Genomic DNA, 13,633 nt, shown 5'->3' with positions numbered 1-13,633 from the left:
GTCACACCCGTTCCCATCCCGAACACGGCAGTTAAGCTCTTCAGCGCCGATGGTAGTTGGGGGTCTCCCCCTGTGAGAGCAGGACGCCGCCTGGCAGATCAGCATTTATAGGATTTATTCCGCAGTAGCTCAGTGGTAGAGCAATCGGCTGTTAACCGATCGGTCGCAAGTTCGAGTCTTGCCTGCGGAGCCATTCATTGGAGAGCTGTCCGAGAGGTCGAAGGAGCACGATTGGAAATCGTGTAGACGGTTACCGCTGTCTCAAGGGTTCGAATCCCTTGCTCTCCGCCATATACTCTCGGTTATATAGATAGACGATTTTCTAGGCCCCTTGGTCAAGCGGTTAAGACACCGCCCTTTCACGGCGGTAACACGGGTTCGAATCCCGTAGGGGTCACCAATATGGAGGATTAGCTCAGCTGGGAGAGCATCTGCCTTACAAGCAGAGGGTCGGCGGTTCGATCCCGTCATCCTCCACCATTATTATTATCGCGGGGTGGAGCAGCTCGGTAGCTCGTCGGGCTCATAACCCGAAGGTCGCAGGTTCAAATCCTGCCCCCGCAATCGTTGGTCCGGTAGTTCAGTTGGTTAGAATGCCTGCCTGTCACGCAGGAGGTCGCGGGTTCGAGTCCCGTCCGGACCGCCATTATACATATTAATACCAGTGGCTCAGTAGCTCAGTCGGTAGAGCAAAGGACTGAAAATCCTTGTGTCGGCGGTTCGATTCCGTCCTGAGCCACCATGTTGCCGGTGTAGCTCAACTGGTAGAGCAACTGACTTGTAATCAGTAGGTTGGGGGTTCAAGTCCTCTTGCCGGCACCATTTATTTTTTATATAGTTAAAGCGTGGAGGGGTAGCGAAGTGGCTAAACGCGGCGGACTGTAAATCCGCTCCTTCGGGTTCGGCAGTTCGAATCTGCCCCCCTCCACCATTTATAGGGGCATAGTTTAACGGTAGAACAGAGGTCTCCAAAACCTCCGGTGTGGGTTCGATTCCTACTGCCCCTGCCAATCGAATTAAATATGATGGCGGTCGTGGCGAAGTGGTTAACGCATCGGATTGTGGCTCCGACACTCGGGGGTTCGATTCCCCTCGATCGCCCCATCTTTACTTTACATCATTGGGCTATAGCCAAGCGGTAAGGCAACGGACTTTGACTCCGTCACGCGAAGGTTCGAATCCTTCTAGCCCAGCCATTCATTTTGCGGAAGTAGTTCAGTGGTAGAACATCACCTTGCCAAGGTGGGGGTCGCGGGTTCGAATCCCGTCTTCCGCTCCATAATTGTATTGAGGCGGCATAGCCAAGCGGTAAGGCCAAGGTCTGCAAAACCTTTACCACCGGTTCGATTCCGGTTGCCGCCTCCATTTTTATTTTTTGCCGGCGTGGCGGAATTGGCAGACGCGCTGGACTCAAAATCCAGTTCCTTCACGGGAGTGCCGGTTCGACCCCGGCCGCCGGTATCATAAGATACAGGACGATCCTGAAAAAAGCTCTCACATTTTGTGGGAGCTTTTTTGTTGTAATGGCTGAATCGTGTTACCATAAAAAAAGGAGGGATGAACGTGAAAATAGCTTTTATTTCAGATATACATGGAAATGCCGTCGCATTGGATGCGGTACTGAAGGACATAAAAGAAAAGAGCATTGAAGCAGTTTATGTGTTAGGTGATATTTGTTACCGTGGTCCGGAACCGAAGCGGAGTCTTCAGCTTGTTCAGTCTTTGCAAACGAAAGTGATCAAAGGGAACGCAGATGAATGGGTTGTTCGTGGTGTACGCAAAGGAGAGGTCCCAGACAAAGCACTGGAACTGATGAATCTCGAGCGTGATTGGACAGCTGCACAGCTGGATGCAGAGGATATGGCATACTTGCAATCGCTGCCTGAGCAACTAACGATAACGGAAAAGGGAATAACGATTCATGCTTTTCATGCAACGCCTGTGAGTTTATTTGATGTTGTTCTTCCTGGTGAACCGGATGAAGGTCTGGTAGAAAAGCTAATAAGTCATCAAAACGCTGATATTCTAATTTACGCACACATTCATAAGCCCTATATTCGATACATAAAAGGAAAAGTCATCATGAATATTGGCAGTGTGGGGCTGCCCTTCGATGGGCTCAGAAAGGCTTCTTACGGGATTGTTGAAATAGTAGAAGGTCGTGTTCAAACATCGATTGTGCGGGTGGAAACAGACGTAGAGAAAGTGGTTTCTCAGTTCAAGGCAGCAGACTATCCGAACTTACATATAATCGAGGTCGTTCAAAACGCTTCTTTATAACGGAAATTTCCCCTTTACAGATTATTTTGACTATGGTAAAGTTTGTATACAGCTTCATAATTTATATCTGCTGGGGGTGTCCGTTAGCCGGACTGAGAGAAGAGCGCGCCGTTAAGGCTCTTTAACCCTTCGAACCTGATCTGGCCAGTACCAGCGTAGGGAAGTAGGGGCACGGCTTTATGCCGTTCATCACACTATTTCACGGGTTCTTTTATTTATTTAAAAGAACCCGTTTTATTTTTTTCGTGAGTGTTAGTGTCCAGATCGGTTCAGGCAGGTGCTTAGGAGGAAAAGAAGATGAATCGATTGGATAATGAAAAAATGAACCTGCAGGCTCAATTTCCTGAAAGTGAGAAAATGTATGTAGATGGCAGCCGGACGGGAGTGCGTGTGCCATTCCGCAAAATTCATTTAAGTGACACGAATACAGATGCTGGTGCCGAAAAAAATGAGCCGGTAACCGTTTATGATACGAGCGGTCCGTATTCAGAAAAGGGCTTTACTGCCGATGTTCATAAAGGACTCCCGCGCACGAGAGCACAATGGGTGGAAGCAAGAAAGGATACGGTTTCCTACGAAGGACGCGAAGTGAAGCCTGTAGACAACGGCGTGAAGGATGAAAAGGACATGTTTACAGCCCAGTTCGACCATACGCCAAGACGAGCGCTGCCTGGGAAAAATGTGACACAAATGCATTATGCGAAAAAAGGCATCGTAACAGCTGAGATGGAGTATGTGGCCATTCGTGAAAACATCGATGTTGAAATCGTCCGAGAAGAAGTTGCAGCGGGCCGAGCGATCATTCCGGCTAATATTAACCATCCGGAAAATGAGCCGATGATTATCGGCAGCCGATTTCATGTTAAGGTCAATGCGAACATCGGCAATTCAGCGGTCAGCTCGTCAATAGAAGAAGAAGTGGAAAAAATGACATGGGCGACGCATTGGGGTGCGGATACGATTATGGATTTATCCACCGGGAAAAACATTCATGCTACACGGGAATTTATTATCCGTAATTCTCCTGTACCGGTTGGGACTGTTCCGATTTACCAGGCACTTGAAAAAGTAAAAGGAGCAGCTGAAGACTTAACGTGGGAAGTATACCGCGATACACTGATTGAGCAGGCAGAGCAGGGTGTTGATTACTTTACCATTCACGCAGGTGTCCTGCTTCGCTACATCCCCTTGACTGTCAAGCGAACAACAGGTATTGTCTCACGGGGAGGCTCCATTATGGCAGGCTGGTGCCTTGCTCATCATCAGGAAAATTTTCTTTACACTCATTTTGACGAGATCTGTGAGATTTTAAAAGCATACGATATTTCGGTGTCACTTGGAGATGGGCTGCGTCCGGGCTCGATTGCGGACGCGAATGATGAAGCGCAGTTTGCGGAGCTTGAAACGCTTGGCGAGCTGACAAAAATCGCCTGGAAGCATGACGTACAGGTCATGATCGAAGGGCCGGGACACGTACCGCTTCATAAAATTAAAGAAAACATCGACAAAGAAATAGACATTTGCCAGGGTGCTCCTTTTTATACATTGGGTCCTCTGACAACGGATATTGCGCCGGGATACGATCATATCACGTCAGCGATCGGCGCCGCCATGATTGCGATGCATGGTACAGCGATGCTGTGCTACGTCACACCGAAAGAGCATTTGGGACTTCCGAATAAAAATGATGTGCGTGAAGGGGTCATTGCCTACAAAATTGCCGCACATGCAGCGGACTTGGCGAAAGGGCACCCCGGAGCACAAAAGCGGGATGACGCGCTGTCAAAAGCGAGATTTGAATTCAGATGGCACGATCAGTTTAACTTGTCACTTGATCCGGAGCGGGCGCGTGAATATCACGATGAAACGCTGCCGGCGGAAGGAGCAAAGACAGCGCACTTTTGCTCAATGTGCGGTCCGAAATTTTGCTCGATGAGGATTTCCCATGATTTGCGCAAGCAGGCAGCAGATGATGGCATGAAGGAAAAGTCAAAAGAATTTGTTCAATCGGGCAGCCGCATATACAGCTGACCGGCTCGACTTTCTTCCGCTTTTATGAAATAATAAAAAAAATCAGCAGGCAGACGGGCTTTTCCGTTTGCCTGTTTTCTATGGAACGGAGGATGGGTATGTACCGGCAGTTAAAGCAGGAGCTGATTGACTACAGCAAGCAGATTAATATTGATAAGATTGGGTTCGCTGCGGCCGATCCCTTTCTTGAATTAAAGCAGAAATTGCAGCTGCAGCAGGAGCTTGGCTACGCATCCGGCTTTGAAGAAAAGGATATTGAAAAAAGGACAGATCCGGCATTGCTGCTTGATCAGCCCCGGTCGATTATTGCCATTGCGCTTGCGTATCCATCGAAGCTTGAAGATGCACCAAAGGGGAAAAAAGGAGAGCGACGAGGTCTTTTTTGCCGGGCGTCATGGGGAGAGGATTATCATACGGTGCTGCGCAAAAAGCTTCATCTTCTTGAGCAGTTTTTGCAGGAAAAGCTCCCAGATGTTCAATTTAAATCAATGGTGGACACAGGAGAGCTGTCAGACCGGGCTGTTGCGGAGCGGGCGGGTATTGGCTGGAGTGCAAAAAACTGTGCAATTATTACACCGGAATTCGGCTCTTACGTGTATCTGGGTGAAATGCTGACGAACGTTCCATTTGAACCGGATACACCGATGGAAAGCCAGTGCGGCAAGTGTACAAAATGCATTGATGCCTGTCCAACCAACGCCCTTGTGCAGGGGGGGCAGCTGAATTCGCAGCGCTGTATCGCTTATTTAACACAGACGAAGGATTTTTTGCCGGAGGCGTTTCGGAAGCATCTCGGCAACCGGCTGTATGGCTGTGACACGTGCCAGACGGTTTGTCCGGAAAACAAAGGAAAACATACGCTGCGCCACGAAGAAATGAAACCAGACAATGAGCAGGTAAAGCCGCTGCTTGAGCCGCTTTTATCGATGAGCAATAAGGAGTTTAAGGAACGATTCGGCCGGATGTCCGGCTCATGGAGAGGGAAAAAACCGATTCAGCGAAATGCACTCATCGCGCTTGCCCACTTTAAAGAAGAATCATCCCTTCCTATTCTCGCAGAGGTGCTGCACGGTGATCCGCGTCCGGTGATAAGAGGAACGGCTGCTTATGCGATCGGACAAATCGGCGGCGCCAGCGCGAAAGAGCTTCTTCAAAAGGCGAAGCAGGAGGAGAAAGAAGAAGCCGTTTTAGATGAAGTGAAAAAAGCCATTCAATCGCTCCAATCCGTGCTATAATGAAGTTTTGAAAAGGAGATGAAGGTTTGTGGCTGTTCATGTGGTGTTATACCAGCCGGAAATTCCGGCCAATACGGGAAATATCGCGCGTACGTGCGCGGCGACGGGCGTCCCGCTTCATTTAATCCGGCCGCTTGGCTTTTCAACAGATGACAAAATGCTGAAGAGAGCAGGACTGGATTATTGGGAATTCGTTGACATTCACTATTACGACTCCCTGGATGATTTTTTTGAGAAAAATAAAGGCAATATGTATTATTTATCAAAGTTCGGCACGCAGGATCATGCCAAATTTGACTACAGTGACCTAGAGCAGGATCATTATTTTCTGTTCGGAAAAGAAACGACGGGTCTGCCAAAAGACTTGATTCAGTCTAATATAGACCGGTGCCTTCGCATTCCAATGAATGATCACGTCCGGTCGTTGAATTTATCCAATACAGCCGCGATTCTCGTTTACGAGGCACTTCGCCAGCAGGGATTCCCGGGACTTCATTAAAAAAACTGGACCGTTTTAAAACGGTCCAGTTTTTTGCTTTTTGCTTATTTTGCGCCTGGCTTGTCATCATAGCCTGCTGTGAAAATCGCAGCTAAAAAAGCAACACAAACGGCAAGAATGCCTAATAGTCTCATGTGATAAACCCCTTTCCTCAGCGTAAACGATTCAATCTCCACTTATTATAACGGAAACAACTCCTAATGTGAACGCTTCTTTTGCTCATAAATGTGTCTGTCCACGCATAAAATCCGATAAATACGCCCATTAGAGTGCGGAGCGGAGGGAGCCATTTATGACGATACTCGATAAAATTCAAACATGCCGTGCTGAAGAAGAAAAATTGCGCTGGGAAGGAACCTTCAGGGAGTATTTGATGCTTTTAAAAGAACAACCGCATATTGCGATGCCAGCTCATGCACGTATTTATGATATGATTCGTTCCCATGGCATAACGGATGGCCATTACGATTTCTTTAGCCGGGAGCTATTTGGTCTTGAAGAACCGATCAAACGACTTGTGGAAGAATACTTTCATCCAGCGGCCAAAAAGCTAGACGTAAGAAAGCGCATCTTATTGCTTATGGGACCAGTCGGCGGCGGGAAGTCAACGATCGTATCCATGCTAAAGCGTGGACTTGAACAATATACACGGACAGATGCCGGGGCTGTTTACGCGATCAAAAACTGCCAGATGGCGGAAGACCCGCTTCACTTAATTCCACGAGAACTGCGGGAAGATTTTTTTGAGGAATACGGCATTCGGATTGAAGGATCGCTTTCACCGCTGAATGCATACAGAATTGAACATGAATTTGGCGGGCGAATTGAAGATGTGCCGGTCGAACGCATCTTTTTCTCAGAAGACCGCCGGCGGGGCATCGGTACGTTCAGTCCATCTGATCCGAAGTCACAGGACATTGCGGATTTAACAGGCAGTATCGATTTCTCAACGATTGCAGAATTCGGATCGGAATCCGATCCGCGCGCTTACCGGTTTGATGGGGAACTGAATATCGCCAACCGTGGCTTGATGGAGTTTCAGGAAATGCTGAAATGCGACGAAAAGTTTTTATGGCATCTTTTATCGCTGACGCAGGAAGGAAATTTCAAGGCAGGGCGGTTTGCACTTATTTCGGCTGACGAAATGATAATCGCTCATACGAACGAAACAGAGTACCGTTCCTTTATCGCGGATAAGAAAAATGAAGCCCTTCATTCACGGATGATTGTGATGCCAGTGCCTTACAATTTAAAAGTGACAGAAGAAGAAAAAATTTACGAGAAAATGGTTCATGAAAGTGAAGCAGCCTCCATCCACTTTGCCCCTCATACCTTTCGCACCGCTGCGATGTTTACGATTTTAACGCGTTTAAAGGAATCAAGCCGGGCCAACGTGGATCTTGTGTCAAAGATGAAGCTGTACGACGGAGCAGTTGTCGAAGGCTTAACAGGGCTTGATGCCGTTGAATTAAAAAAGGAGCATCCGGATGAAGGTATGGATGGTATTGATCCGCGATATGTCATGAACCGTATTTCTGCAGCAATTATTAAAAAAGGCACCAATTCCATCAACGCGCTTGATGTCCTTCGCTCATTAAAAGACGGTCTGGACTCACACGCTTCGATTTCAAAAGAGATGCGGACGAAATATTTGCAGTTTATTTCTGAAGCGCGCAAGCAATATGACGAAACCGCCAAAAAAGAAGTACAAAAGGCGTTTGTTTATTCCTATGAAGAATCAGCCCGCGCGCTCATGGATAATTATTTAGACAACGTTGAGGCGTACTGCAATAAAGTAAAGCTGAATGATCCGCTGACAGGCGAGGAAATGAATCCGGATGAGCGCTTAATGCGTTCGATTGAAGAACAAATCGGTGTGTCTGAAAACGCAAAAAAAGCATTCCGTGAAGAAATGCTGATCCGTATTTCTGCGTACGCACGAAAAGGGAAAAAATTCGACTACCGGGAGCACGACCGTCTGCGGGAAGCTATTCAAAAAAAGCTGTTTTCCGACTTGAAGGACGTCGTGAAGATTACCACATCGTCTGTGACGCCGGATGAGCAGCAGCTGAAAAAAATGAACGAAGTAACCGCCCGGCTTATTGACGAATGCGGCTATAATTCGGTGTCCGCTAATGAGCTGCTCCGCTACGTTGGGGGACTGTTAAATCGATAAAGAAATAACCCGACTGCTTGCAGCCGGGTTATTCTTTTCCATCTATTGCTTCATCATATTGAACCGGATCAGGCTGGCGTTCATGCTTCATAAGTTCTTCATTCGTCCGCTGGCGCTCCATTTGCCGTCCGAGAATTTCCATATCTTCAAAGCTTGTGACCATTGAATTAACAGGCTCGACTTCGCGCTCTTTAAAATTCATCTTCAGCCACCTCACATTCGTTTTCCGTAGTTTACCCATTATCCAGAGGAACGAAACAAATAAGAAAGGCTGCTAAAGATTCGAACGGGGAGGAAGAGAAATGGGATCTTTTTATCATGTATCTGAAGAAGACTGGTCGCTGCACCGGAAAGGCTTTGATGACCAGGAGCGGCACCGCCAGAAAGTAAAGGAAGCCATCAAAAAAAATTTAGCCGATATGATTACAGAAGAGCAAATCATTATGTCAGATGGAAATAGAACAGTCAAGCTGCCTATTCGCTCCCTTCAAGAATACAAAATCAAATATTCAGACGAAAAATCAACGCACGCCGGTCAAGGCAAAGGCGAAGTCGGCGATGCGATTGCCCGGGCGGGGAATGAAAAGGGAGCCTCAGGTCAGGGGAAAAAAGCAGGAAATGAAAAAGGTACCGATTATTATGAGGCAGAAGTAAGCATGGCGGAAATTGAAGAAACGCTTTTTTCTGAACTTGCTCTTCCGAACCTGGCTCAAAAAGAAAAATCAGACACCATTATTACAGACTGGAACGTAAATGATATTCGCAAAACAGGTGTTACCGCACGGATCGATAAAAAGAAAACGTTAATGGCCGCTTTTAAGCGTAATTCATTAAACGGGGCTTCTTCCTTTTTTCCAGTGAAGCCTGAAGACAGGAGGTTCCGCTCGATTGACGATGAAAAAACGCCTCAGTCCAAAGCAGTGATCTTTGCCATGATGGATACGAGCGGCAGCATGGGCCCTTTTGAAAAATATATTGCACGCAGCTTTTTCTTTTGGATGACCCGCTTTTTACGCAGAAAATATTCAACGGTGGACATTGTGTTTATTGCTCATCATACAGAAGCAGTGTTAATGGAAGAAAACGATTTTTTTACAAAAGGGGAAAGTGGCGGGACGATTTGTTCATCCGCTTATAAGCTGGCGCTCCGTTTAATGGAAACAGACTATCCGCCAGACCGCTACAACATTTATCCGTTTCATTTTTCAGATGGAGACAATCTGGCGTCAGACAATCTGCAGTGTACAGCACTTCTTGAAAAGGTTTTGCCGCACTGCCGCATGTTTGGCTACGGGGAAGTGAATCAATATAACCGGACGACGCCGCTTATGTCCGCTTTTCGCAAAGTAGAGAATCCTCTTTTTAAATCGTATGTGATTCGAAAAAGGGAAGATGTGTATCCAGCGCTGTCTTTCTTTTTTAAACAAGAAGATTGAAATGTTTTGTTTTCTCTCTGAAGGGGCAAACTGTGTAATGAGTTCAACAAAGCCTGAGGGGGAAAATTCATGACAAAATTAGCGGTTATTTATTACAGCATGACTGGAACCAATCTGAAGTTGGCAAACTGGGCAAAAGAAGCAGGTGAAGAAGCAGGAGCGGAAGTAAAAGTATTGAAAGTACCGGAAACGGCACCGTCTTCTGTGATCGAAGGCAATCCTGCGTGGAAAGCGCACGTGGAAGAGGCAAAGGATATTCCTGAGGTGACACTGGAGGATTTGGAGTGGGCAGACGGGATCATCTTCAGTGTGCCAACGCGATACGGAAATGTGCCGGGACAGCTTAAGCAGTTCATTGATACAACGGGCGGGCTTTGGGCAAAAGGCAAATTAGCCAATAAAGCCGTCAGTGCCATGTCGTCTGCGCAAAATCCGCACGGCGGCCAGGAGCAGACGATTTTGCAGCTGTACACAACAATGTACCACTGGGGTGCGATCATTGCCGCACCGGGCTACACAGATCCGGTTTTGTTTGAAGCAGGCGGAAATCCGTACGGGACAAGTGTGACCGTTGGAGAAAACGGAATGAAGGAAAATGTAGAAGCGGCCGTTAAGCATCAAGCGAAGCGAACAGTAGCCGTCGCAAAAGCACTTTCCCATTTGTAAAAAAAACGCTCACGTGAGCGTTTTTTTTAATGCGGTAAAAAAGCAAGCTGGTAAAAGAACAGCACAGCGAATAGATAAACGAGCGGATGCACTTCTTTGGCACGGCCGCGGGCAATTTTCACAAGTGGATACGAAACAAATCCAAGTGCGATTCCCGTTGCGATACTGGACGTGAGCGGCATGCTCAAAATGATTAAAAATGCCGGAAATGCTTCATCGAGCTCATTCCAGTTAATTTTAGCGACACTTTCCATCATCAGGCAGCCGACAATAATTAGTGCGGGAGCTGTAATAGCGGAAATGCCTGAAACGGCAGAAACGAGCGGGCCAAAAAACGCAGCCAGGATAAACAAAACAGCGACAGTCACAGCCGTCAGTCCCGTACGGCCGCCAGCAGCAACGCCTGTTGACGATTCGATGTAGGCACTTGTTGGGCTCGTTCCTGCCATCGCCCCGACAGATGTCGCAACAGAATCCGCTAGCAACGCCTGGCGGGCTCTCGGCATCGTGTTGTCCTTCATAAGGCCGGCCTGCTGGGCAACCGCAATCATTGTCCCCGTTGTATCAAAAATTGTTACGAGCAAAAAGGAAAACACAACAGCAAACAAGCCGTGCTGAATGACATCACCAAATGCAGTAATCGGGTTAAAGGCAATCAGGCCCTCCGGCAACGACGGCAATCCCATAATTTCTTTGAATTCCAGCTGGCCTGTGAAAAAAGCCACAAGTCCAGTAATGATCATGCCGATAAAAAGAGCGCCGTTTACGCCACGGACCATTAAAATAATCGTCACAGCCAGACCGAAAAGAGCAAGCAGGGCAGAGGGGCTATGCAAATCGCCCAGCTTCACCAGGTTGTTTTCATCCGCTGCAATAATGCCTGTCAGTCTCAAGCCGATAAAGGCGATAAATAAGCCGATCCCGGCAGTGATACCGTGCTTTAAATTAGCGGGAATCGCCGTGATCAGCTTTTCGCGAAGCGGTGTTAACGATAACAGCACAAAAAACAGCCCGGAAACAAAAACGGCGGCAAAAGCTGTTTCATACGTAATCCCGCCATGAGAGCCAACGACGGAATAAGCGAAATACGCATTCATGCCCATTCCCGGCGCAATGGCGATCGGATAATTGGCGAATAGGCCCATCCAGAGTGTGCCGACAACAGCGGCAATGATCGTTGCCGTGAACACCTGCTCAAATGGCACTCCGGCATCCTGTAAAATAAGCGGATTGACGATGACGATATAAACCATCGTTAAAAACGTTGTTAAACCGGCCAAAAGCTCCGTTTTCACCGTCGTTCCATGTTCCTGTAATTTAAACATTCTTATATTCCTCCACAAAACAAGCGTTGAAAGTCCAAAACTAATATTAGACGTTTTGCGTATCGGATGCAAGAAACAATTTCATGGAAAGAGCGGGTTCATCGCAATGAAAAACAAAAAAAAGAAAGCCGAACGAATGCAATATTTTTGCATAATCGTTCGGCATTTCCTTCTATTCAAAGCCTTTTGTCACATGACGCTTATTTTGCGTAGGTGACCAGCTTATCGATTGGCAGCCGGTCGGTCGGCCGGCCTTCTTGACGTGCTGTTCCGACAGTGATCAGCATAGTAGGCAAGTAACGCTTCGGCACATTAAATTCTTCAATCAAGCTTGCGGCATTAAAGCCGCCGATCGGACAGGTGTCATATCCTTTTGCACGCGCGGCGAGCATAAACTGCATAGCGGCCAGGGAAGAATTCAAGATGGCACCGTCACGCGGGTATTCCGGGCGCTTATAGGCTCCATTAATTTGGCCGGCTAATATTTCTTTCAGCTCGGGCGTCATTTCATTAGCTTCTACTTGAGGGTCGAAAACAGGGTCTACGTTTAAATTAGCCTGAAGATCCCCCATGATACAAATGACGGCGGAAGCATCCACAATCTGCTGCTGGTTGTAAGCGATCGGCAGCAGCTTTTCCTGAACATCTTTCCCGTGGAAAATGAGAAAATGCCATTGCTGCAGATTCCAGGCGGATGGAGCGCGCCCTGCCATTTCTAATAGTTCAGTTAATTCTTCTTGCGATATATGAGCCTCGGGGTCGTATACTTTCACAGACCGGCGGCTTAACGCTACATCAAAAAATTCTGTCATACGAGTAAATCCTCCTTGAGTCATTCCTTATGTTGAGCTTTTTAAACAAATTCGTACCTTAATCACTTTTCGTAAGTACGTCGTATCCGTTCTTCACTTTAATCAATGTTGACTGATTCGTCAAGAAATCCAGCTTTTCATTTGAAAAAAGCTGAACCTATAAAAGATCCAGCTTAAAAGAATAAATTTAAAATAAAATAAATAAGGGCTGCAAGTGTGGCTGAAACTGGCAGTGTAATAACCCATGTAATCAGCATGCGCTGAGCCGTGCCCCATTTCACGCCTTTGATCCGGTGTGAAGAACCCACGCCCAGGATAGAAGACGAAATAACGTGTGTGGTGCTGACAGGCAGATGAATCATTGTTGCACCGAAAATAATCATGGCAGAAGACAGATCGGCGGCTACGCCATTGACCGGCCGTATTTTCATGATTTTTCCGCCGACGGTTTTAATAATCTTCCAGCCGCCGACCGATGTGCCAATTCCCATTGCCAGAGCACAGGACACCTGAACCCAAAGCTGTATATCGGTTGACTGCTGATAATTTCCGGCAATGAGCGCCATTGTAATAATACCCATCGCTTTTTGCGCATCGTTGGTGCCATGCGTGTAAGCCTGCAGCGCCGCTGTGAAAATTTGAAACAAACGGAAATGGCGATTGGTTTTTGTTAAATTATGATTTTTAAACATCACTTTAAATAAACTGTAGACGATAAACCCGATGGCAAAAGCAAGCAGCGGTGAAATGATCAGCGCCTGTAAAATTTTAAAGAAGCCACTGTAATTTAGCGCTTGAAGCCCGGCCGCTGCAATCGCGGCACCCGCGATCGAACCGATCAGTGCGTGCGATGAGCTGCTTGGAATCCCATAATACCAGGTGAGTAAATTCCAAAAAATTGCCGCAGTCAGCGCCGCCAGAATCACGACGAGACCGTTTTCGAGCATAAAAGGGTCGACGATGTCTTTTGTGATGGTTTTGGCGACACCTGTAAACGTCATGGCGCCGAGAAAGTTCATAAACGCAGCAAGAATAATCGCGCGTCTGGGTGTTAACGCTTTTGTGGACACAGCTGTTGCTATCGCATTTGCTGTGTCGTGAAAGCCATTTATAAAATCAAATGCGAGAGCGAAGATGACAATTAATATGGTGATAATAAACAAAGTATCCAAC

Annotated in this window: 11 protein-coding genes, 15 tRNA genes, 1 rRNA gene and 1 riboswitch; of the genes, 23 read left to right on the top strand and 4 right to left on the bottom strand. The window is 47.2% G+C overall.

All coding sequences use genetic code 11. The features are described from left to right. From rrf to BW952_RS15810, 21 genes are all read left to right on the top strand, one after another. A 5S ribosomal RNA gene (gene rrf / locus BW952_RS15910) occupies positions 1-95 on the top strand; the annotation flags it as partial. 23 nt (positions 96-118) lie between these two features. Beyond that, positions 119-193, top strand: a tRNA-Asn gene (locus tag BW952_RS15905). A gap of 6 nt (positions 194-199) precedes the next feature. Then, a tRNA-Ser gene (locus BW952_RS15900) sits at positions 200-291 on the top strand. 34 nt (positions 292-325) lie between these two features. Further along, a tRNA-Glu gene (locus BW952_RS15895) sits at positions 326-400 on the top strand. Between the two features lie 4 nt (positions 401-404). Continuing rightward, positions 405-480: transfer RNA gene (locus BW952_RS15890), tRNA-Val, on the top strand. Positions 481-490: 10 nt separating this feature from the next. Further along, positions 491-564, top strand: a tRNA-Met gene (locus BW952_RS15885). 5 nt (positions 565-569) lie between these two features. Continuing rightward, a tRNA-Asp gene (locus BW952_RS15880) sits at positions 570-646 on the top strand. A 20-nt stretch (positions 647-666) separates the two neighbouring features. Continuing rightward, a tRNA-Phe gene (locus BW952_RS15875) sits at positions 667-742 on the top strand. 4 nt (positions 743-746) lie between these two features. Then, positions 747-822, top strand: a tRNA-Thr gene (locus BW952_RS15870). Positions 823-847: 25 nt separating this feature from the next. Then, positions 848-931: transfer RNA gene (locus BW952_RS15865), tRNA-Tyr, on the top strand. Between the two features lie 5 nt (positions 932-936). Beyond that, positions 937-1,010: transfer RNA gene (locus BW952_RS15860), tRNA-Trp, on the top strand. 18 nt (positions 1,011-1,028) lie between these two features. Then, positions 1,029-1,104, top strand: a tRNA-His gene (locus BW952_RS15855). Between the two features lie 17 nt (positions 1,105-1,121). Further along, positions 1,122-1,196 (top strand) — tRNA-Gln (locus BW952_RS15850). An 8-nt stretch (positions 1,197-1,204) separates the two neighbouring features. Beyond that, positions 1,205-1,279, top strand: a tRNA-Gly gene (locus tag BW952_RS15845). Between the two features lie 12 nt (positions 1,280-1,291). After that, positions 1,292-1,365, top strand: a tRNA-Cys gene (locus tag BW952_RS15840). Between the two features lie 12 nt (positions 1,366-1,377). Then, a tRNA-Leu gene (locus tag BW952_RS15835) sits at positions 1,378-1,461 on the top strand. A gap of 96 nt (positions 1,462-1,557) precedes the next feature. Next, entirely contained in the window at positions 1,558-2,280 is a 723-nt protein-coding gene (locus tag BW952_RS15830; RefSeq protein ID WP_331428867.1) for a metallophosphoesterase family protein, read from the top strand. 62 nt (positions 2,281-2,342) lie between these two features. After that, a riboswitch (TPP riboswitch) is annotated at positions 2,343-2,459 on the top strand. A gap of 142 nt (positions 2,460-2,601) precedes the next feature. Beyond that, positions 2,602-4,311: a phosphomethylpyrimidine synthase ThiC gene (thiC, locus tag BW952_RS15825; protein ID WP_414735813.1), complete on the top strand. Its 1,710-nt coding sequence runs from the start codon at positions 2,602-2,604 to the stop codon at positions 4,309-4,311. A gap of 98 nt (positions 4,312-4,409) precedes the next feature. Continuing rightward, entirely contained in the window at positions 4,410-5,546 is a 1,137-nt protein-coding gene (queG, locus tag BW952_RS15820) for a tRNA epoxyqueuosine(34) reductase QueG (RefSeq protein WP_414735812.1), read from the top strand. Positions 5,547-5,574: 28 nt separating this feature from the next. Beyond that, positions 5,575-6,045 (top strand): tRNA (uridine(34)/cytosine(34)/5-carboxymethylaminomethyluridine(34)-2'-O)-methyltransferase TrmL, encoded by a 471-nt coding sequence (trmL, locus tag BW952_RS15815; RefSeq protein ID WP_045851287.1) that lies wholly within the window; start codon positions 5,575-5,577, stop codon positions 6,043-6,045. A 292-nt stretch (positions 6,046-6,337) separates the two neighbouring features. After that, positions 6,338-8,221, top strand: a complete 1,884-nt coding sequence (locus BW952_RS15810) for a PrkA family serine protein kinase (RefSeq protein WP_045851288.1) — start codon at positions 6,338-6,340, stop codon at positions 8,219-8,221. A 28-nt stretch (positions 8,222-8,249) separates the two neighbouring features. Here BW952_RS15810 and BW952_RS19530 read toward each other — a convergent pair whose 3' ends face one another. Beyond that, positions 8,250-8,423, bottom strand: a complete 174-nt coding sequence (locus BW952_RS19530; RefSeq protein WP_169714113.1) for a hypothetical protein — start codon at positions 8,421-8,423, stop codon at positions 8,250-8,252. 100 nt (positions 8,424-8,523) lie between these two features. Here BW952_RS19530 and yhbH point away from each other — a divergent pair, with 100 nt between their 5' ends. Both yhbH and wrbA read left to right on the top strand, forming a co-directional pair. Further along, positions 8,524-9,657, top strand: coding sequence for a sporulation protein YhbH (gene yhbH / locus BW952_RS15805; RefSeq protein ID WP_045851289.1), 1,134 nt, complete (start codon positions 8,524-8,526; stop codon positions 9,655-9,657). A gap of 69 nt (positions 9,658-9,726) precedes the next feature. Continuing rightward, a complete protein-coding gene (wrbA, locus tag BW952_RS15800) occupies positions 9,727-10,323 on the top strand; it encodes an NAD(P)H:quinone oxidoreductase (protein ID WP_045851290.1) in 597 nt (198 codons plus the stop codon). Positions 10,324-10,349: 26 nt separating this feature from the next. On the opposite strand, the gene BW952_RS15795 is transcribed toward wrbA, so the two are convergent. The 3 genes from BW952_RS15795 to BW952_RS15785 all read right to left on the bottom strand — a co-directional run bounded on the left by BW952_RS15795 (position 10,350) and on the right by BW952_RS15785 (position 13,632). Next, on the bottom strand, positions 10,350-11,648 hold the full coding sequence (locus BW952_RS15795; protein WP_045851291.1) for an NCS2 family permease: 1,299 nt from the start codon (positions 11,646-11,648) through the stop codon (positions 10,350-10,352). Between the two features lie 200 nt (positions 11,649-11,848). Then, positions 11,849-12,460, bottom strand: a complete 612-nt coding sequence (locus BW952_RS15790; protein WP_045851292.1) for a nitroreductase family protein — start codon at positions 12,458-12,460, stop codon at positions 11,849-11,851. A 173-nt stretch (positions 12,461-12,633) separates the two neighbouring features. Beyond that, positions 12,634-13,632: an inorganic phosphate transporter gene (locus tag BW952_RS15785; protein WP_045851293.1), complete on the bottom strand. Its 999-nt coding sequence runs from the start codon at positions 13,630-13,632 to the stop codon at positions 12,634-12,636. Between the last annotated feature and the right edge of the window lies 1 nt (position 13,633).

It is taken from the genome of Domibacillus enclensis, assembly GCF_900156125.1.
Lineage (GTDB): Bacteria > Bacillota > Bacilli > Bacillales > Domibacillaceae > Domibacillus > Domibacillus enclensis.
The sequence above is the reverse complement of the archived record's forward strand: the minus strand, read 5'-3'. Positions and strand labels throughout refer to the sequence as shown.

What these genes read in the sequence shown, in the direction of transcription:
- BW952_RS15830 (WP_331428867.1), top strand. Translation starts at nt 1,558, where the DNA reads ATGAACGTGAAAATAGCTTTTATTTCAGATATACATGGAAATGCCGTC.
- thiC (WP_414735813.1), top strand. Translation starts at nt 2,602, where the DNA reads ATGAACCTGCAGGCTCAATTTCCTGAAAGTGAGAAAATGTATGTAGAT.
- queG (WP_414735812.1), top strand. Translation starts at nt 4,410, where the DNA reads ATGTACCGGCAGTTAAAGCAGGAGCTGATTGACTACAGCAAGCAGATT.
- BW952_RS15810 (WP_045851288.1), top strand. Translation starts at nt 6,338, where the DNA reads ATGACGATACTCGATAAAATTCAAACATGCCGTGCTGAAGAAGAAAAA.
- BW952_RS19530 (WP_169714113.1), bottom strand. Translation starts at nt 8,423, where the DNA reads ATGAATTTTAAAGAGCGCGAAGTCGAGCCTGTTAATTCAATGGTCACA.
- yhbH (WP_045851289.1), top strand. Translation starts at nt 8,524, where the DNA reads ATGGGATCTTTTTATCATGTATCTGAAGAAGACTGGTCGCTGCACCGG.
- wrbA (WP_045851290.1), top strand. Translation starts at nt 9,727, where the DNA reads ATGACAAAATTAGCGGTTATTTATTACAGCATGACTGGAACCAATCTG.
- BW952_RS15795 (WP_045851291.1), bottom strand. Translation starts at nt 11,648, where the DNA reads ATGTTTAAATTACAGGAACATGGAACGACGGTGAAAACGGAGCTTTTG.
- BW952_RS15790 (WP_045851292.1), bottom strand. Translation starts at nt 12,460, where the DNA reads ATGACAGAATTTTTTGATGTAGCGTTAAGCCGCCGGTCTGTGAAAGTA.